At 37.5% G+C, this 19,792-nt stretch carries 20 protein-coding genes; 2 read left to right on the plus strand and 18 right to left on the minus strand.

Annotation, left to right across the window (positions count from 1 at the left end; genetic code table 11):
* Positions 1-15 precede the first annotated feature (15 nt).
* The 8 genes from IGL93_RS10685 to IGL93_RS10720 all read right to left on the minus strand — a co-directional run bounded on the left by IGL93_RS10685 (position 16) and on the right by IGL93_RS10720 (position 8,797).
* The gene (locus IGL93_RS10685) at positions 16-1,098 is read right to left on the minus strand and encodes a M42 family metallopeptidase (protein WP_002367214.1); all 1,083 of its coding nucleotides are present in this window, start codon (positions 1,096-1,098) and stop codon (positions 16-18) included.
* A gap of 212 nt (positions 1,099-1,310) precedes the next feature.
* On the minus strand, positions 1,311-2,585 hold the full coding sequence (gene dltD / locus IGL93_RS10690) for a D-alanyl-lipoteichoic acid biosynthesis protein DltD (RefSeq protein WP_002362324.1): 1,275 nt from the start codon (positions 2,583-2,585) through the stop codon (positions 1,311-1,313).
* Positions 2,585-2,821 (minus strand): D-alanine--poly(phosphoribitol) ligase subunit DltC, encoded by a 237-nt coding sequence (gene dltC / locus IGL93_RS10695; protein WP_002356389.1) that lies wholly within the window; start codon positions 2,819-2,821, stop codon positions 2,585-2,587. Before dltC ends, dltD begins: the two co-directional genes overlap by 1 nt.
* A gap of 32 nt (positions 2,822-2,853) precedes the next feature.
* Entirely contained in the window at positions 2,854-4,059 is a 1,206-nt protein-coding gene (gene dltB / locus IGL93_RS10700) for a D-alanyl-lipoteichoic acid biosynthesis protein DltB (protein WP_010776061.1), read from the minus strand.
* A complete protein-coding gene (gene dltA, locus IGL93_RS10705) occupies positions 4,056-5,576 on the minus strand; it encodes a D-alanine--poly(phosphoribitol) ligase subunit DltA (RefSeq protein ID WP_002368807.1) in 1,521 nt (506 codons plus the stop codon). Before dltA ends, dltB begins: the two co-directional genes overlap by 4 nt.
* A 14-nt stretch (positions 5,577-5,590) precedes the next feature.
* On the minus strand, positions 5,591-5,740 hold the full coding sequence (locus tag IGL93_RS10710) for a teichoic acid D-Ala incorporation-associated protein DltX (protein ID WP_002356384.1): 150 nt from the start codon (positions 5,738-5,740) through the stop codon (positions 5,591-5,593).
* Positions 5,741-5,943: 203 nt separating this feature from the next.
* Entirely contained in the window at positions 5,944-8,040 is a 2,097-nt protein-coding gene (locus IGL93_RS10715; protein ID WP_002384061.1) for an ABC transporter permease, read from the minus strand.
* Positions 8,030-8,797 carry an ABC transporter ATP-binding protein gene (locus IGL93_RS10720; protein WP_002356382.1) on the minus strand — a complete coding sequence of 256 codons (768 nt, stop codon included), beginning with the start codon at positions 8,795-8,797 and terminating at the stop codon, positions 8,030-8,032. The genes IGL93_RS10715 and IGL93_RS10720 overlap by 11 nt, the downstream gene beginning before the upstream one ends.
* A gap of 405 nt (positions 8,798-9,202) precedes the next feature.
* Between IGL93_RS10720 and nrdD the strand changes: the two genes are divergently transcribed.
* Together nrdD and nrdG are read left to right on the plus strand one after the other, a co-directional pair.
* On the plus strand, positions 9,203-11,386 hold the full coding sequence (gene nrdD / locus IGL93_RS10725) for an anaerobic ribonucleoside-triphosphate reductase (protein WP_002385686.1): 2,184 nt from the start codon (positions 9,203-9,205) through the stop codon (positions 11,384-11,386).
* 32 nt (positions 11,387-11,418) lie between these two features.
* Positions 11,419-12,015: an anaerobic ribonucleoside-triphosphate reductase activating protein gene (gene nrdG / locus IGL93_RS10730; RefSeq protein WP_002356379.1), complete on the plus strand. Its 597-nt coding sequence runs from the start codon at positions 11,419-11,421 to the stop codon at positions 12,013-12,015.
* 44 nt (positions 12,016-12,059) lie between these two features.
* Here the strand turns inward: nrdG and dinB are convergent, their stop codons facing one another.
* The 10 genes from dinB to recR all read right to left on the minus strand — a co-directional run bounded on the left by dinB (position 12,060) and on the right by recR (position 19,747).
* The gene (gene dinB / locus IGL93_RS10735; protein WP_023894966.1) at positions 12,060-13,175 is read right to left on the minus strand and encodes a DNA polymerase IV; all 1,116 of its coding nucleotides are present in this window, start codon (positions 13,173-13,175) and stop codon (positions 12,060-12,062) included.
* A gap of 128 nt (positions 13,176-13,303) precedes the next feature.
* Positions 13,304-14,062 (minus strand): ABC transporter permease, encoded by a 759-nt coding sequence (locus IGL93_RS10740; RefSeq protein ID WP_002356377.1) that lies wholly within the window; start codon positions 14,060-14,062, stop codon positions 13,304-13,306.
* Complete coding sequence (locus tag IGL93_RS10745; protein WP_002356375.1) at positions 14,046-14,708, minus strand: ABC transporter ATP-binding protein; 663 nt, start codon at positions 14,706-14,708, stop codon at positions 14,046-14,048. The genes IGL93_RS10740 and IGL93_RS10745 overlap by 17 nt, the downstream gene beginning before the upstream one ends.
* Before the next feature lie 14 nt (positions 14,709-14,722).
* Positions 14,723-15,595: a 16S rRNA (cytidine(1402)-2'-O)-methyltransferase gene (gene rsmI / locus IGL93_RS10750; protein ID WP_002394142.1), complete on the minus strand. Its 873-nt coding sequence runs from the start codon at positions 15,593-15,595 to the stop codon at positions 14,723-14,725.
* Between the two features lie 111 nt (positions 15,596-15,706).
* Positions 15,707-16,054: a DNA replication initiation control protein YabA gene (locus tag IGL93_RS10755; RefSeq protein WP_002356372.1), complete on the minus strand. Its 348-nt coding sequence runs from the start codon at positions 16,052-16,054 to the stop codon at positions 15,707-15,709.
* Positions 16,047-16,886 (minus strand): PSP1 domain-containing protein, encoded by an 840-nt coding sequence (locus tag IGL93_RS10760; protein WP_002356371.1) that lies wholly within the window; start codon positions 16,884-16,886, stop codon positions 16,047-16,049. The genes IGL93_RS10755 and IGL93_RS10760 overlap by 8 nt, the downstream gene beginning before the upstream one ends.
* A gap of 116 nt (positions 16,887-17,002) precedes the next feature.
* Positions 17,003-17,953 carry a DNA polymerase III subunit delta' gene (gene holB / locus IGL93_RS10765; RefSeq protein WP_002384059.1) on the minus strand — a complete coding sequence of 317 codons (951 nt, stop codon included), beginning with the start codon at positions 17,951-17,953 and terminating at the stop codon, positions 17,003-17,005.
* Between the two features lies 1 nt (position 17,954).
* Positions 17,955-18,284, minus strand: coding sequence for a cyclic-di-AMP receptor (locus IGL93_RS10770; RefSeq protein WP_002356367.1), 330 nt, complete (start codon positions 18,282-18,284; stop codon positions 17,955-17,957).
* Positions 18,285-18,303: 19 nt separating this feature from the next.
* Positions 18,304-18,942, minus strand: coding sequence for a dTMP kinase (tmk, locus tag IGL93_RS10775; RefSeq protein WP_002356366.1), 639 nt, complete (start codon positions 18,940-18,942; stop codon positions 18,304-18,306).
* 208 nt (positions 18,943-19,150) lie between these two features.
* A complete protein-coding gene (gene recR / locus IGL93_RS10780; protein WP_002356363.1) occupies positions 19,151-19,747 on the minus strand; it encodes a recombination mediator RecR in 597 nt (198 codons plus the stop codon).
* Between the last annotated feature and the right edge of the window lie 45 nt (positions 19,748-19,792).

A 19,792-nucleotide genomic window follows, 5' to 3' on the forward strand; every position in this document is an offset into this window, starting at 1 on the left:
CCATCCTTTCTGAAACTAATAACTAGTCAATTTAGCGACTGTTTCTTTATCTAGACGTTTCACCACTTCTGTGACTAATTTGACTGTGTTGAAATAATCATCTTCATGAATAACTGAGGTATGTGAATGCAGATATCTAACAGGCACCGTGATGGCTAATGATGGAATCCCGTTGCGCGTTAAATGCATGCGGCCAGCATCCGTACCTCCCCCTGTAATCACTGTATATTGGAAGGGAATGTTATTTTCTTCCGCCACTTGAATAACAAAATCACGTAATTTTTTATGCGGAATCATTGATGCATCATAAATCAAAATTTGTGGCCCTTCACCTAAAACAGAGTCGGCTTCTTTAGGTGTCATTCCTGGTGTGTCACCAGCTGTTCCTGTGTCTAAAGCAAACGCTATGTCTGGATTCACAAGATGCGTACTTGTTTGCGCACCGCGTAGCCCCACTTCTTCTTGCACATCACTGCCTGCAAATAAAATATTGGGGTGCCCTTCTGTCGCTAAATTTTCTAAAACTTTTAATGAAACGGCCGTACCAATTCGGTTATCCCACGCTTTTGCCAATAAAAATTTTGTATCATTCATGCGACGATAGTCAATATATGGTGTCACCATATCTCCTGGATGAATCCCCCATTCTGCAACTTGTTGATCGCTACTTGCACCAATATCAATAAACATATCTGCAATCTCATAGGGTTTGTTACGAACTTCCGCTGTTAACACATGTGGTGGTTTAGACCCAATGACACCATGGTAAACCTTACCAGTCGTGGTTTTAATCTGAACTTGTTGGGCCAACATCACTTGCCCCCACCAACCGCCAACGGTTTGAAATTTTAAAAAGCCTTTTTCTGTGATTTGGGTAACCATGAAACCGACTTCATCCATATGCCCAGAAATGTAGACTTTTGGTCCTTCTTTATCACCAACATTTTTTGCAATAATACTGCCAAGACCATCATATAAAAATTTATCCGCATACGGTGCTGCATACTTTTTAAATAACGAACGTACTTCGTCTTCATTCCCAGCAATCCCTTTAGCACTTGTTAAATCAATTAACATTTTTTCTTCTTTTGCATCCATAAAAATAACTCCCCTCAAAAACCAATTTTATCCATTATACCACGAACTAAAAAAATACTTACAAAAAATAAATTGAGCAACGTTCTCCACTAAAAGTAAACGAAAAAACAGCCTGCACGCTCGTTATTCAACGGCAGGTACAGGCTATTTTCATTGTTACGAAGCGTTTCTAGTCCGCTTCAGATAATTGGTACTTGATCCATCTTGCCTTCTTAAAATTGAGGTAAGACCAATGGATTTTGTTGTTGCCAATCTGTCTGATAAAAACGATCATCAATTTTATACGCTAACTTTTTAGACGCAGGTTGTTTCATAAATTCATCTACTTGACGATCAACAGCGAGCCAACCACGCCAACCTAAATGAATCGTGTCCGCCATAAAGTAGCGTTCATTACTACATGTTGAGAAGTCAGCAATGTTAGTAAACCCTTGCTCTTGAAGTTGATATTTCAGCTTGCGTGCTACTTGTTGCAACATATCTTGTGACAAGCCCGTATAGTCCGACCAACGTTTGTTAACAGGTGGGATTACAAATAAAACATCGACATTTTTTTCTGCTAACTGTTCTAACGCAGCTTGGAAATCACCATATTCTGGAGAAAAACGATAATCCCATTTCTTTTGTGAATGAGCTAATTTCGGTAAAACTGGTTTAATCCGTTGGCGATAAAAACCGTTACTAATTTCAAATTTATTATTATTAATGGCTTTTGCCGCAATTTTTCCAGCTAGCTGATCTAATTCATTAAAATTATAAGTAGCAGGTAATTGTTTCATATCTTTTTCAACAATTGGTTCTCTGCTAACCATGCCAATTTGGCTAAACAATTCATCTTCACGATTCAAGAAACGGAGATTCATTATAAAATAATCTCGTTGAGAGCGTTGGGGAAGTTGCCCTGCCTGCAGATTTGCCAAGGTTTCCATTAAGACTTTGTCTTTTTGAACAACTGGAAATTTGGTCAAACGTTGTGCTAGATATTGGTCACCGCTGGTTAATTCGGTTAAATTAGCTAACCATTGATAGGTTTGTAATTGTGAATAGTGTGCACCAAAACTATCATTAGGTACACCCTTTTTGACAAACCATTGCGGAGATAAAATAAAGACCGCTTTCTTATTGGCAATCGCATCGCCCATCGAATGAATGACCATTGCTTGGGTTAATGACTGTGTGCCCGCTTCTCCTAGTAAAAACGGTCGGTAGTTCCGTTGATACTTTTCAGAGAGCACACTAGGGTGGAAAGCACTAAATCGACTTAATTCAGAAGAGCCAAAAAAAGGAACATATTTACCAGAAGCCACTGCTTTGTTTTTAATCACATTGCCTTTTAAAACGTTCGGTGCCATTGACGTTGATGCTTCCTTCAACGTTTTTTCGGAAGTTAAATTGATTCTGAACGGTGCAAAAAAGAACACTGCAACCAAGACCGCTGAACAAAGCACTGGACCTAAGATTCTGATTAGTCGTTTTTTTCTAGACATTATTGTAAAGCTTCCACTTGTTGAATGATTTGTTTTGGTGTTCCCCATACTTCACGGTCAAAGTCTGATACAGGAACTTGGATTCCTAATTGTCCTTCAATTTCTACTAATAATTGAACCGTTGCTAAAGAGTCCAATAATCCTTCTTCAAATAATTGAATGTCTTGATTGTTCACAACTTCGTCTGTTCCTGTAATATCTTCTAAAATGTTTAATACTGTTTCTTGAATGTTCATTGTAAATTGCCCCTTTATATTTTTATTTTTGTTTATTTAAACCATAGTTTGTCTAAAAATCCTGAGAAAATCAGGAAGCTGACACAAACCGCTTGGAAAGTTAAAAAGACTGCAAATGCATGTGTAAATTTGTTTGATGGTATCTTGTCTTTATGTTTTTTCTTAAAACGTAGCCAAGCATCTGTTACACAAATTAGTGTTGCATGGTAGAGCCCATAAGCGATGTAGAACCACGTTAATCCATGCCAAATGCCCATGATTAAGAACAACGCAAAGTAACCAATATTAGAAGTCACAATCCGACTTTTAAAGACTTTCTTTTTCATTAAGAAAAACATTAAGCGCATGTAAATGTAATCACGGAACCAAAAAGATAAGGTCATGTGCCAACGATTCCAGAATTCTTTAATATTCCAACTTAGGAACGGTTTGTTAAAGTTCATTGGTGTATCATAGCCCATTAAATAACTTGTGCCAACGGCCAGTAAACTATAGCCTGCGAAATCAAAGAATAGATACAAACTGTAATTATACATATAGCCGACTGTCCACCAGGATAAACCACCTTGTGCCAAGGCCATTTTTTCCACATGTGGTAAAAAGACACCACCAAGATAATGACTGATAATAAACTTATATAAAAATCCTAGAAATAAATAAAAAATTCCTTTTTCTAAAAAGTCTAAATATTTCTCCGCACTCGGCGGGTTTTTCAAATCTTTTTCAAAGCGCCGATAACGATCGATGGGTCCTGAAGAAATAGTCGGGAAAAACAAGAGAAACTGAATGTAACGAAACGGATGATATTCTTTCATTACGCCATCCCGTAAATCCATGACCACTTGGACCGCTTTAAAGGTTAAATAAGAAATCCCTAAAAAGCCAAGTAAGGTTGTTTTGCCTGTCATGAAGGGAGAAACTTTCACCCAAACAAGCGGTAATATAGCTAAAAAGACAGCCAGATAAAAGACCCAACCTGCATTTTTATTTTTTCGATAAGCCGCATAGCCCCACGTTAGTAACGTCTGATAAATAACATATACAATCAGAGCGACTCCTTGTTGCCAAAATTCGCCACCAAAACTGATATATAGAAAGACCAGTGTCACGAGTGTTTGGTACCAAGACCAACGTGTCCCTTTAATGGCTAAAGTTAAAATCATCGGCAACAAGGCCGCAATTAGCAGAACAAAGTAATACGGCGCATTATAGGGAATCATATGAGGAAAATTCATCATGTGGCATTCACCTCATTCATCAACCCTTTCCGATCAATTTTGCCATTACTTGTCAAAGGTAATTGTTCAACATATACAAATTTTTGCGGAATCATATAGTCCATTGTCAACGTGGCTAATTCTTGTTTAATTGCCTTAGTTAATTGAAAATCACTTGAAAATTCATGTGCTTGCGGAACGACATAGGCAATTAATTGTTGGACTTTATTTCCTTGATATTTCGGCACAACGACTGCTTGTTTCACGTAGGAAACATTCGTTAAGTGATGATCCACTTCTTCTAACTCAATGCGGTAGCCATGCAATTTAATTTGAAAATCTAAGCGTCCCTCATACTGCAATAGGTTATCGACTAACTTTCCAGCATCGCCTGTGCGATAAGCTGGTACGCCATCTAATTGGAAAAAAGCTTCAGCTGTTTTCGCAGGATTATTTAGATAGCCTTTGGAAACACTTGGTCCAGCAATGACGATTTCACCAATTTCACCTGCAGGTAATTTTGACATGCCTTCCATAATATAAATTTGCGTATCCTCTTTCACATACCCGATTGGTAAACGTTGAACACTTTTTAAAACTTCTTGAGTGATTTCAATGGCACTAATCGCTACAGTCGCTTCTGTCGGCCCATACGTATTATAAATATGCGCAGTTGGGAAACGAGCGGCTAATTTCTCAGCTGTTGGTTTTGGTAATTCTTCTCCACAGAATAAAAACGTGCGCAGTGCTGGTAGATGTTCACCATCGAAGCTTGGTTCCATTAGACACAATTCAATAAAGGACGGTGTTGAAACCCAGACGTCGATTGTTAATTGTGGCAAACGCGTAAATAATTGTTTAAAATCGTTAATGATTTCATTGGGTAACGGAGTTAATGAGCCGCCTAACGCCAATGCGGGATAAATAGACATCACCGATAAATCAAACGAATAAGGTGCCTGTGCTAAAAAGCGGGCCCCTTCTTCTAAACCAAAATCTTGCAACAACCAATTCGTAAAGCTAACTAAATTATCATGACTGATTTGCACACCCTTTGGTACGCCAGTTGTCCCTGAAGTGAAAATGATATAGTAATTACTTGCTCCTGTGACAGGCGTCAACGCAGGCGCATGTCGAGGTGCATGCATCATCATTTCTGTTAATTCTTCCGCCGTAATTACTGGCACTTCGGTGGCTAACTCAGGCCATTCATGCACAGCAATCACTGCGGTTGGTTTGGCTACGTTTAGAATTAGTTCAATGCGTTCTTTTGGTGTATGTGCATCAATGGGGATATAGCTAAAACCAGCTTTCGATGCGCCTAGAAAACTCACAATCATTTCAAAATCTAATTCTCCGTATACGACAATCGCTGACTTGTCCGTTTTCAGCTCAGCTAAATAAGCGGCTAGATTGTCTGACTTTTCTTTTAACTCTCCATACGTAGAGACTTTTTCTTCGGTTAAATAAACAGGACGTTGGGGTTCTTTACGTGCCCATTCATCAATCGTTTGAATCATATTAATTACTTTTTCCATGTATAGCCGCCTCCTTAAAACTCGTTATAAATGAAGGTTCCTCCATTGATATTCTTGTAATGATAAAGATAAATTAATGCAATGACAATGAAAGAATAAAATAACGTTTTACCGATGAATTTAAGACTTTCGTTATTGAGAATTTTCTGAAAAGTTGTTTTCATTATCATTCACCTCCTAAGGTTAATCGCTATCCATTATTTTATGCTATATTTCAGCAAAGTCCATTGAAATTTCTTACAATTTAATAAAAAAACTAACAATTTCGTCACTTCTTAAATTTTCATGATTTTCATAAACGGAAATCTCATAATTTTTTCGCATAAAGAAACTGTAAAAACCGCTTCACAACGGCTTTTACAGTTTTTTAAAAATGGATGTGTCGAATCATCCGCGCATAAATGGCAGACGTTAAAATATAAAAAATTAGATAAACAATTATTAAGATTCCACAAGAAAGATATACTAACAAATATCCTGGACTCTTAATAAATTGGCTTAGCAAATAAATGGCAAAGGTAGTATGCAAAATCCCAATGACCATCGGCGGAAAGAAAATCAAACTATTCTGTCGATAAATTTGCTTAGTTATCGCTTTACTAGAAACACCCATCCGTTTTAAAGTCACGTAATCTTGACGCTCACTTACAGCTGAAAAGAGTTGTCGTAACATCAAAATACTGCCCGTAATAAACAACGCTAAAATTGCCACAAACATGGAGACATATAAAGTCAAGCCGTTAATTTTTCGTTCATAGCGTAAAGAGGCGTAGCGATCATTCATATTTAGCCGCCAAGTTTCTGTGACATCATCTTGCGTATTCTTTACCTCTTCGTTAGGCATTTGTTTGGCAAAACCACTCAACTGCTGGTTATTTTTTTCATACTTATACAAAATTGGCGCTTGCCATTCTGTGGCAATCTGTTTATTTACGGCTTCATAAAGTTTTTCACGGCTTTTCGTGTCAACATTTACGGCGTTAATCTGATACTGAATGGAATTTTTTGTCACTTTCTGATAAAGGGCATCGGAAACGACAATCGTTGGTAAGGAATATTGTAATAAAAAATTGCCTAGATAGTTAGGCAGCACTTGTTGCAGTTGTGCCTTCTCCCCTTCAACAAATTGCAGTTTCGATTCATAACGAGACATACCACTTAAAATATTGGTAAAGCTATCCATATAGATAACACTTTGGTCATTTTTTAAATGTAAATCGTTTAAATAAGGATTAATTTTTTGATAGTTGCGGTAATTTGAGAAGGATAAAACATTAACTGCTTCAATCGTTTCTTGTTCCTCTTGCGCTTGACCAATTCGCAAACTGCGTTCAATTCCAGTAATTTTATAAGAAAGTGTCACTTCATTTTTTATTTTGGTGTCCTTCGCTTCATCGAGAACTTTCTTCAATTTAGGATAGCTTTCCTGTGAAACTAAAAAGTCCACGGGGCCATCACTGTTGACCGTGTGCATACTAATCGTATACACAAAAACCATCACGCCGATCCCACTCAAGGCTGTCGCAATTAACAAGGTCAAACCAGTGAGTGTTTTGCTACTTTTAAATAAGTAGCGTTTGGCATTGCCTAAAGTAATCATACGTAAATCTTGGTAATACCATTTTTTTCTATGATTAAATAAGCGAATGATAAAATACATGGTATAACGGAAAAATAAATAAGTTCCCACCACACAGAGACCCAAAATGATAAAAGGCGTCAATGTAATAATCATCGGAATCGAGATATCCAATGAATCATTTAATTGTTTATACACAATACCTGTCGCTAAATTCCGAAAATCAAACGCAATAAAATAACCAGCCAGTAAACAAATAGGTCCTAAAATACCTAGAAACTGCCGCCGTTTCGTTAAACGACTATAATTAATTTGACCAATTTTTTCTTGGTGCATAAGCTGCGACAATGGATAACGATAAATCATCCAAATACTTCTTAAGCAGACAATCAAAATCATAAATGCAAAAGCTACACCGGTTTCAATAACGGAACGCCAAGAAATATAGAAGAAACTGGGGACTTCTAAAAACATAACTTTGGCTAAAATCATTGAAAACAACTTGGTGAAAATCACTCCTAAAATAATTCCATTAATTAGTGAAACAAAGCCTAAAACTAAATTTTCTACTAAAAAAATTAGTGAAACTTGGCTCTTTCTCAAGCCAATTAATCGATACAAGCCAATTTCTTGGCTACGTTTTCCTATAAAAAAACGATTTGCTGCCAACATAAAGCCCAAAATAATAATGGTGACTAAGGTACTACCAAGTCCTAAAGATCGCTTAATTTCGATATCACGGCCTGCACCTGCGACAAGAGGCTGGTTGTAAGCAATCGCACGGAAACAATAATAAACGACCGCTGCAAAAGTCATACTAATGTAATAAACCAGATAGTTAGGTACATGAGCTTTTAAATTTTTTAATGATAGTTTAAAAATCATTTGCGCGCCCGCCTCCACCAATCGTTGCTTGCATATCTATCACACGATTAAAAAATTCCTTACGTGATCCTTGACGAACAACTTCTGAGAAAATCGCACCGTCTTTAATGAATAAGATGCGATTGCAAAAACTGGCCGTGTACGGGTCATGTGTCACCATCAAAATTGTGGCATCATCATGCAGATTAATTTCAGCTAAATATTTCAACAATTCTGTTGCTGATTTTGAATCCAGTGAGCCAGTTGGTTCATCTGCAAAAATAATTTTAGGGTTCGTAATCAAAGCACGAGCAGCTGCTACCCGTTGTTTTTGTCCCACAGATATCTCTGGTGGATAAGCAGATAAAAGCTCCTGAATCCCCAAAATCGAAGTCACATGTAACAAACGTTTATCCATTTCTTCTAATGAAACTTTTTCTACAGCTAAAGGCAACAGAATATTGTCCTTCACATTTAACGTATCAATTAGGTTAAACGATTGAAAAATAAACCCCATTTCGTTTCTCCGAAAATCACTTAATTGATTATCTCGCATTTTTAAAATATCTTGTCCGGCGATGCGCACGATTCCTGCGGTTGGCAAAATAATCGAGGATAAGACATTCAACAGTGTCGATTTCCCAGCACCGCTGGGACCCATAATCCCCACAAATTCGCCTTCATCAACGGTAAACGAAATATTATCTAATACTTCTGTTTTATTATTTAAACGACCATATGTCTTGCTGACATGGTTTACTTCTACAATTTTTTTCATTTTTCTCGCTCCAACGTTTTGTTATTACTCTTATTTTACCAAGAAAAAATCTGAATGAACATCGTTTTATCTTACAATATCGTTCGGTAGTCAAAGAATAATTGGCATTTCGTGAATAAATCCGCAAACAATTATTATTTAATAATTGTTATTTTTTAGTGTTGCTTTTAGCAATTTGGCAAAAAACTCTTTGCTGTTTTTTAATTTTGACAAAGAATTTTTTTCACACAAAAAAATTTGCTCAATCCTTTTCTTCATTTGTTTTCATATTTTTTCAAAACAGCACAAGCACAATATATAGTGTTTGTCTAGTGATATTTTACTAAAAATACGCAATATATCGATTGAATTTAGCCGACCTTTGTATTAGGATAGTTACTAACGAGATATAAGGAGCTGGATAAAATGATGAAGATTACTGATGAAAAAGCCGAGGATGTTAATCTCTCAACAATTAAAGTCGTCAAACGGGATGGTCGTTTAGTGACTTTCGATGATCAAAAAATATACGACGCTTTGATCAAAGCTGAACAAAAAATACATGACCAAGTCACTCCTTTGACACATCAAAAAGTCCAATCGATTGTTGCCGATGTCAATCGAGAAATTGCCGAACGTTTTACCAATAACGTAAAAATTTATGAAATTCAAAATATTGTGGAACATACTCTGCTATCCAACAACGAATATGCCTTAGCCGAAGAATACATTCATTACAGAACCCAACGTGATTTTGAGCGTAGTAAAGCAACTGATATTAATGTATCTATCGGCAAATTAATTAATAAAGATCAGACTGTCGTGAACGAAAATGCCAACAAAGACAGTGACGTTTTTAATACGCAACGTGATCTAACCGCTGGGATTGTTGGAAAATCAATTGGTTTAAAGATGTTGCCTTCACACGTGGCTAATGCCCATCAAAAAGGCGACATTCATTACCACGATTTAGATTATCATCCATATACGCCCATGACAAACTGCTGTTTAATTGATTTTAAAGGCATGCTAAACAATGGCTTTAAAATTGGGAACGCTGATGTCGAATCACCAAAATCAATTCAAACGGCCACTGCACAAATTTCTCAAATTATTGCCAATGTAGCTTCCAGTCAATATGGTGGTTGCTCTGCCGATCGGATTGATGAATTATTAGCGCCTTTTGCGGAACGTAATTATGAAAAACATTTAGCAGATGCGCAAGAATGGATTGAAGGAGAAGAACGCCAAAAAGCATTCGCTCGGAAGAAAACGAAAAAAGATATTTTTGATGCCATGCAAAGTCTTGAGTATGAAATTAATACCTTATTTACTTCCAATGGACAAACCCCTTTTACTTCTCTGGGATTTGGTTTAGGTACCAACTGGTTTGAACGAGAAATTCAACGGGCGATTTTACAAATCCGAATTAATGGTTTAGGGATTGAAAAACGAACAGCTATTTTCCCAAAACTGATTTTCACAATTAAGCGCGGCGTCAATGCGCAACCTACTGATCCAAACTACGATATTAAACAGCTGGCACTGGAATGCGCAACGAAACGCATGTATCCTGATGTTTTAAACTATGATAAAATCGTTGAACTAACAGGTAGTTTTAAGGTACCAATGGGCTGTCGTTCCTTTTTACAAGGCTGGAAAGACGAACAAGGTGAAGAAGTAAATGTTGGCCGAATGAATTTAGGCGTTGTGACCTTGAACTTACCAAGAATCGCTTTAGAAGCGCAAGGAAGTCAAGAAAAGTTCTGGCAAATTTTAAATGAACGTTTAGCGATCGTTAAAGATGCTTTGGTTTATCGGGTTGAACGTGTTAAAGAAGCTAAACCAGCGAATGCACCGATTTTATACATGTATGGTGCATTTGGAAAACGTTTAGCTACACAGGATGCCGTAGATGAACTGTTTAAAAACAAACGTGCCACGGTTTCGCTTGGCTATATTGGCTTGTATGAAGTGGCTTCTGCCTTTTACGGCGGTGCTTGGGAGGACAATCAAGAGGCCAAAAACTTTACACTGGATATTTTAAAAGAACTGAAAAAAAATGCCGATAACTGGGGCAACGAATACGGCTATCATTTTAGTGTCTACTCTACACCGAGCGAAAGCTTGACTGACCGTTTTTGCCGTTTAGATACTGAAAAATTTGGCATCGTCGAAAATATTACAGATAAAGAATATTACACAAATAGTTTCCATTATGATGTACGCAAAAATCCAACGCCTTTTGAAAAACTTGATTTTGAAAAGGATTATCCAAAATATTGTTCTGGTGGTTTTATCCACTACTGTGAATACCCCATGTTACAGCAAAATCCCAAAGCACTTGAAGCTGTCTGGGATTACGCTTATGACAAAGTTGGCTATTTAGGAACCAATACGCCAATTGATCATTGTTATGCCTGTGGTTTTGAAGGGGACTTCCATCCAACTGAACGTGGCTTTGAATGTCCAGAATGTGGCAATCATGATCCTAAGACTTGTGATGTCGTTAAACGGACTTGTGGTTATTTAGGTAACCCGCAAGCTCGCCCAATGGTACATGGTCGTCACAAAGAAATTTCCTCTCGTGTGAAACATTTAAAAAATTAAACTCGATTATTCTATAGAAAGAAGTTTTGCTGATGCGTAATCCGAAACCACAAGAATGGAAAACCGAAGACTACAGCCAAAAAAAGATTGCCGATTACAAAGCGTTCAACTTTGTTGATGGCGAAGGTGTACGCAATAGTTTATATGTGAGCGGCTGTCTCTTTGCTTGTGAAGGTTGTTTTAACAAAGCTGTCCAAAATTTCAATTACGGTACGCCGTTTACAGAATCTTTAATGAATCAAATTATTGAAGATTTGTCCCATGACTATGTCCAAGGTTTGACTCTTTTGGGTGGTGAACCTTTTCTGAATACAGATGTTTGTCTTAGTGTAGTCAAACGTGTGCGGGAAACATTTGGCTCAGCCAAAGATATCTGGTCTTGGTCTGGGTATACCTTTGAAGAACTACTTTTAGAAACGCCTGATAAGCTTGAACTACTCCATTCAATTGACATTTTAGTTGATGGGCGCTTTGAACTGGCAAAACGTAATTTAAATTTACAATTTCGTGGCAGTAGTAATCAACGGATTATTGATGTACCCAAATCACTTGCTGCTGGCAAAGCTGTTATTTGGGAAAAATGTCATGACGCCGAAACGTCTTATGAACAAATCAAAAAATCAATTTAAAAAAGTTAGCCCTTTAGCCATCTCTTGAGGATGTGTCTAAAGGGCTAACTTTTTTCCCATAAAGGTAAAACAATGTTTTCATACGCTAGTGGATCTAAATTCGTTAAAGTAATGCCTAATAAACGGATTCCTTGTTCTAAACCTAAAATATCTTCCCAAATTAAATTCGCTTGATAGAAAAGTTCTTCTTTTTTAGAAATATATTCAGGTAATGTCACACGTTTCGTAATCGTCGTATAGTCAGTATAACGAACTTTCAGGACTACTGTTTTGCCATGTTTTTGCACTCGTTGCAACGCACGCTCAACCCCTGCTGCTAATTGTCTCAATTGAGCCGTAACCTGCTCTTCCGTCGTTAAAGGGGTGCCGTAAGTATGTTCCTTGCCTACCGACTTACGATCTCTAGTCACTTGAACTGGCGCATCATGGATACCACGGACTTTACGATACAATGAATAACCCATTTTACCGAATAACCGAATCAACGTCATCTCATCTTGCTTGTATAAATCTGCTCCAGTAAAAATCCCTAGTTCATGCATTTTGGGCACTGTTTTTTTCCCGATTCCATGGAAATCTTCAATCGGTAATGCTTTCAAAAAATCTTCGGCCTCTTCTGGTAAGACAACCGTCAGGCCCTTTGGTTTCTGAAAATCTGATGCTAACTTGGCTAAAAACTTATTGTAACTAACACCTGCCGAGCAAGTTAACTGCAATTCATGCCAAATATCATATTGGATCATTTTCGCAATTTTAATAGCCGACTTACTGTTGACCTTATTTTCAGTTACATCTAAATACGCTTCGTCAATAGATACCGGTTCAATCACATCTGTATAGCGGCGAAAAATTTCACGGATTTCTTGAGAAATTTCACTATATTTCTGATAATTACCTGGCTTAAAAATGGCACTTGGACATAGTTCATACGCCTTTTGAGCACTCATAGCCGAGTGAATACCGTACTGTCGAGCAATATAATTCGCTGTGGTCACCACTCCTTTGCCCCCAGTATCACTTGGATGGCGCGCAATAACTAACGGATGTCCTACTAGCTCTGGATGATCTCGTTCTTCAACTGAAGCAAAAAACGCGTCCATATCTATATGTATAATTTTTCTCGACGTATCTTTTTTTAAGGGAAAACGTAATTCGCTCATCATTTTGATTCGCCTCCTCCCTCCATTATATACGAACGTCCGTTCTTTTTCAAATTGAAACTTCTTTATTTCAACCAGAAAAAGCTGAAAATCCGTGAAGTTATAAACACAGATTTCCAGCTTTTTAATTAAACGACCAATTGTTTTTGTTGATTATAGTAGCCTTTATAGGCAAGATAAGTTGCAATCACTGAACCAATACTTGTTGCTGATAGCAACATAAAAGTCACCATAATCTGATATTTTATCGCATGGACAGGATCAACGCCCGCAAAAATTAAGCCTGACATCATCCCAGGTAAACTAACAATTCCGACAGTTTTGGCAGAATCAATCGTCGGCGCCATCCCGGTTTTCACACTTTGTTGGATGATTGGTAAAGAGGCGAGTTTGATAGTTGCACCTAATGCTAGTTTCTCCATTACCGCTTGCCGTTGGTTTTGAAAAAGAGTATCTAAATTGCGATAGCATAAACCAATTGCCACCATCGAATTGCTGGCAATCATCCCACTGATAGGAATGATTTGAGAAGGAATAAATTTAATAGAACCAGAAAAAATCAAAATACCAATGGTAATTCCTGTACTACAACCAATTGCAATGAAAGAAATCAAAAAGCCCTTTTGTAATTGCTGGCTGCGTTTTTTTGCATTAAAGGCTGCGTTGGAAACAATCACCAAAACCATGATGAGCGTTAAAATAAGGTTATTGACTTGAAAAACATATTTTAATAAATAGCCGACTGCGACTAATTGAATGACTGCTCGAATCACACTAATAATAATATCTTTGGTAAAACCTAATTTTTCTTTAGTACTAATAATTAATGCGACCACCACTAGCATGGCTGAAAAAAATAAGGATAAATTATTAACTGCTAAATCCATCTGTCGGCGCCACCTTTCCTGCTACAATACGAATCACTTGCTGTGCTTGCTGAATTTCTTCGGTATCATGCGTGACACGAACCAGCGTGACTCCTTGCTCTTTGTTTAATTGGTTTAACAATTGATTGACAATCTGTTTGCTTTCTTCATCTAATCCCGTTGTAACTTCGTCTAATAATAAAACATCTGGTACAAAAATAATGTTTCGTAGCAAAGCAACCCGTTGTCGCTCACCACCAGAGAGTTCGGCTATTTTCTTTTCAAGATAAGCAGCGGGCAATTTCACTTGTTGGAGTAATGCCACGACTTTTTCCTGATTAAACGCTTCTTGTCTGACGGTAAATGGAAATAACAAATTATCATACACGGTTTCACCAAATAAAGTTGGCTGCTGAAAACAATAAGAAACCTTTTGGCGGTATGTTTCGATTGGCATTGTAGTAATTGGCGCTTCTTGATAAAAAATTTCGCCTTCTGTAGGACTTAATAATGAAGATAAAATTTTTAAAAATGTACTTTTCCCGCTACCTGAAGGACCAACAATTGTTGTATTGCTGCCTGTTTCAAATGACAAATCAATATCAGAAAGAATGCTACGACCATTTACTTGATAAGACACGCCTTCTGCTCGCAATAAATTACTCATGTTTCTCTCCTTTTTTAAATGGAATGATATTCTTTATATACTTCTTGTTTTTTTACATTTCTCAATTTGGCCACTTCTTTGATTGCCTCTTTTGAACTCCGTCCCTCTTCCTCCATTAAAACTTGTACATGTTCCTTGAGGGAAATAGCCGGCATTGCTGCTATTGTCTCTTTCTCACCAGCAAATCCGCTAACTAATAAACAACACTCGCCTTTTAGCGTATTTTCTGCTAAATATTCTGTTAGTTCTCCTAAGGTACCTCGTAAATACTCTTCGTGAAGTTTCGTTAATTCTCGACAAATCACAGCGGGGCGTTCTTGACCATAGACTTCAGCAAACGTTGCTACCGTTTTAGCAATCCGATAGGGGGACTCATAAAAAATCTGTGTCGGCCGTTCTTCTTTTAATGCTGATAACACGTCTTTCTGTTCTTTTTTCTTTCTTGGTAAAAAACCATAAAACGTAAATGGCTGTGGTAAAAGGCCCGAGGCAATCAAGGCGGTCATTCCTGCCGTAGGTCCTGGCAAGGCAATCACTGCCAGTTCTTCTTCAAGACATGCTGTAACCAATTCATGGCCAGGATCACTAATTGAAGGCATACCTGCATCGCTAACTTGGGCAATCGTTTCACCACTCAGCAATCGTGTAATCAGTTGAGGAATTCGCTCTTTGTAATTATGTTCGTGTAAACTAATTTGTGGTGTTGTAATCTCAAAATGATTTAGCAATTTTTGTGTGTTTCTTGTGTCCTCACTAGCAATCACCGTTGCTTCTTTCAATATGTTTAAACAACGAATACTCATATCTTCTAAATTGCCGATCGGTGTTGGGACAAGATACAATTTTCCTTTTGTTGTTTGCTTATCAAAACTTTTCTGTTTTTGCATAGCGCATCCCTCATTTTCCTTTTTCGTTCTATAAATAGATAAAGGTTTGATTTGACAATCGATTGACTGTCAAACCAAACCTTTCCTTTTTATTTGCAGTGTCCACTAGACTTAACGCGTACGTTCCCCATAAATAACATCAAGACAAAAGGCACATTCTTCATCATTTTCACGTCTTGAACCATATAAAATATTGCAGACATGGAAGCCCTCTTCATAAAGTTTTTCCAAATTCATACGTGATTTTGATAGCTCTTGTTTTTCAGTTTCAGTTGTATTTCCTGCTAACTTATTCAGTTCTTGGAGATGCTCCCGTAAGCGTTGATTTTCGATTTCCAACGTGGTATTTTTTTCTACCAACTCATGGAGTGCTGCTTTAATTTCTCTTAATTGTGTCACTGAACTGTCTAAATCAGTTTCCAACGAATTTAATCCATCATAGAGCGAACGTTTATCCATTTTGATCACCTTTTTCAGCAGCAACTTTCGCAGTAGCTTCTTTGATTTCTTCGTAATCATAATCCGCTGCGATTTCACGACCATGCAGACGAACTTTGACAATCCGACTTAATAGATTCAACCCGACGACTTTGCCTTTGCCATCTGGTGTTATTACTTCTTTTCCATAATCTGGTAATTCTTTTTTAGCGGCTTCATATTCGTCGTTTTCGTATTTCAAACAACACATTAAGCGGCCACATAATCCCGAAATTTTGACAGGATTTAAAGATAACCCTTGATCTTTAGCCATTTTGATTGAAACTGGCATAAAATCTCCTAGAAATGTTGAGCAACATAGTTGTCTGCCACAAGGGCCAATGCCACCTAATATTTTCGCTTCATCTCGGACACCAATTTGACGTAACTCAATTCGCGTCCGGAAAATAGCCGCTAAGTCTTTGACTAATTCACGAAAATCAATTCGCCCATCTGCCGTAAAGTAAAAAATCATTTTGCTACGATCGAAGGTATATTCTACTCGCACTAATTTCATTTTTAAGTCATGAGCTCGAATTTTTTCATTGGCAATGCTTTTGGCAGCTTCTGCATCAGCCAAATTTTTTTGTTCTTTTTCTAAATCATTGGCTGTTGCTTTATTTAAAATGGGTTTTAGGTCCTCTGGTAAATCGTCTGAATCGACTGTTTTTTTAGGAATAGCAACAGTAGCTAATTGTTTTGACTGTTGAGATTCAACGAGTACTTTCTCATTATAAATATACTCAGATTTTCCAGGAGCAAAATAATAGATATGACCGGCTTCACGGAAGCGAACTCCTACTACTTCTACCATTTTATTCCTCCTAATCTAGTTCAAGTGAACGTCGCTTCAATCGGTTAAGGAACTTGCTGAAACAACTAAGTTCCTACTATATTATGAAACTGAATGCCACTTGGCACTTTTTTCCTTTATGATTTAGGGTGAATCATTTGGATAACTAATTGTTCACAAACATTTTGCCAACTAACATTGGCAGTCCATTTTTGGCGTGCTTTCAAAATTAGCGCCAACCGTTCCGCCTGCTCTTCCGTTACTTTTTTGGCTTGCTGTGTCGCAACACTTTCTTCCAATAATTGACGGTAATAAACCATGAGCAAGTCAAAGCTAAGCGCTTGTTGTTCTTTTTCCTTAAATACTTTGACCATTTTCTTCTGAACGTAGATAAATGCCTGTAAATCATTACTTTTTAGATAATTAAACCATTGCAAAATGATTTCCCTAGCTTCATTAAACCATTCATCTTGAGAGATTTCAACTGCTTTCTCAAAACTATTTGTCAGCTCAGCTAAAAGGGTTGCAGTCTTTTCACCAATCCCCTGTTTGATTAAGCGATCAATTAATGTTTTTTTGACTAATGGTTGAAAATGTAAGGTTTGGCATCGTGATTGAATCGTTGGTAAAATTCGAGAAAGCGAAGTGGTTTCTAAAATAGCTAAAATTTGTCCTTCTGGTTCTTCTAAAAATTTTAAGAGACTATTGGCTGCGCCGGTACTCATTTTATCTGCTTCTTGAATTAAGAAAACTTTTTTAGCAGTCTCGACCCCACTTTTAGAAAACTCCGCTTTTAATTCACGGATTTGGTTCACTTTGATGGTTTGCCCATCTGGCGCAATTCTTAAAACATCTGGATGTTCATTTTCATTAATCCGCACACAATTATGGCATTCGTTACAAGGCTGTTGATTTACTAAATTCGTACAAAAGACATGTTTCGCCATCCATAAGCCAAATTCTTGTTTTCCAGTTCCTGTATCTCCTTCAAAAAGATAAGCATGGGCAAGACGACCATGCTCAAAACTTTTTTGGAGTTGCTTGTACAGCAAAGGTTGCATTTGCTGTAGCTGTTGTGCTTCATTCATCTTAATATTGATGGAATCCTTCAACTGGTAAGACGAAGCAAGTAGCGCCGCCTACTTCAACTTCCACAGGATAAGGAATTTGGCCATCCATTGTGATATCTAAAGTCACAGGTGTTGAAACATATTGTTTTCTTGATTGACATGTTTCTTTAATTAAAGCTAATGTTTCGTCGACACGTTCATCATCAATCCCAATAATAAATGTGCTGTTTCCCGCTTTTAAGAACCCACCTGTTGAGGATAATTTTGTAGCACGAATATTGGCATCAATAAATTCGTTGGCTAATCGGTTACTATCTTTGTCTTGTACAATGGCTAAAATAATCTTCATGGTCTACACCTTCCTATAATTAAAAGTTTTCTGGATAACGTTCAATAATCGCCTGATACGTTGCTTCTACGACAAGTTCTAAACTCATCCGTGCATCAATCTTTTTGATACGTTGTGGATTTTCTTCTGCTAATTTCAAATATTCATGACGAACACGTTGATGAAATTCTAATCCTTCTGAATCTAAGCGATCAATTTGCTGTGTTCGATTTTCTTGAATCCGCCGTAAGCCAGTATCTGAGTCAACGTCTAAATAAATTGTAAAATCTGGTGAGACACCTTCTGTCGCAAACGCATTAATTGAAGCAATGGGGGCAATCCCAATTCTACGCCCAGCGCCTTGGTAGGCTAATGAGCTGTCAACAAAACGATCACATAGGACTAAATGACCTGCTTCCAAAGCTGGCAAGATTTTTTCCACTAAATGTTGACGACGAGCAGCTGCGTAAAGTAAAGCTTCTGTTCGCTCATCCATTCTGTCATTTCTTGGATCTAAAATAACTGTTCGAATCTTTTCGGCAATCGGTATGCCGCCTGGTTCTCTTGTAGTGACAATTTTTCGTTTTGACTCTTTAGCTAATCTTTCAGAAACTTCCTTCAAAACACTGGTTTTGCCAGCGCCATCTGGACCTTCAAATGTGATAAAAATACCCTGCACGTGCGAAAACTCCAATCAATTTTTACTTGTATCTATTATACTTCATCTTGCTCTATCAGTCTAATTGAAATCCTTATGTCCTATTTAAAGTGATGCATCCGCTGAAAAAAAGAAACTGAAAAAGAAGTACGGGAAAGCTTGAACTGCGACATTTTCTCACAGAAACGACCTACTTCGATTTCAACTTCTTTTTCCAACGATGTTTCTTTTAAATTTCTCGACGTCCTTCGACTGCTTTTAGCAAGGTTATTTCGTCTGCATATTCAATATCGCTGCCGACAGACAAGCCGTGTGCCAAACGAGTAACGGTGATTCCGGCTGGTTTAATGAGCCGTGATAAATACATCGCCGTCGCTTCTCCTTCAGTGGTAGCGTTGGTTGCTATAATGACCTCTTTCACTTCATCATCGTGCAATCGTTTGATCAAAGAGGCAATATTAATATCTTCTGGTCCTGTTCCTTCCATCGGTGAAAGCACCCCGTGGAGTACGTGATACAAACCTTGATATTCACGCATTTTTTCCATTGCCATAACGTCTTTTGGTTCTTCCACTACTAAAATAATACTACGGTCACGATTTTTATCTTGGCAAATTTCACAAGGATCTTCTTCAGTAATATTTCCGCAAATACTACAGAAATGGAGATCTCTCTTGACACTAATTAGCGCTTTTGCAAAAGCATTAGCATCTTCTTCTTTCATATCAATTGTATAAAAAGCAAGCCGTGTCGCTGTTTTTTGACCAATTCCTGGTAATTTCATATAACTTTCAATCAATTTTGCAATCGGTTCTGGATAATTCATGAGGCTTCTACAGTCCTTTCTTAGCAAGGCGTTTCTGTTATTACT

The organism is Enterococcus sp. DIV1328a, assembly GCF_050536905.1.
GTDB classification, from domain to species: domain Bacteria; phylum Bacillota; class Bacilli; order Lactobacillales; family Enterococcaceae; genus Enterococcus; species Enterococcus faecalis.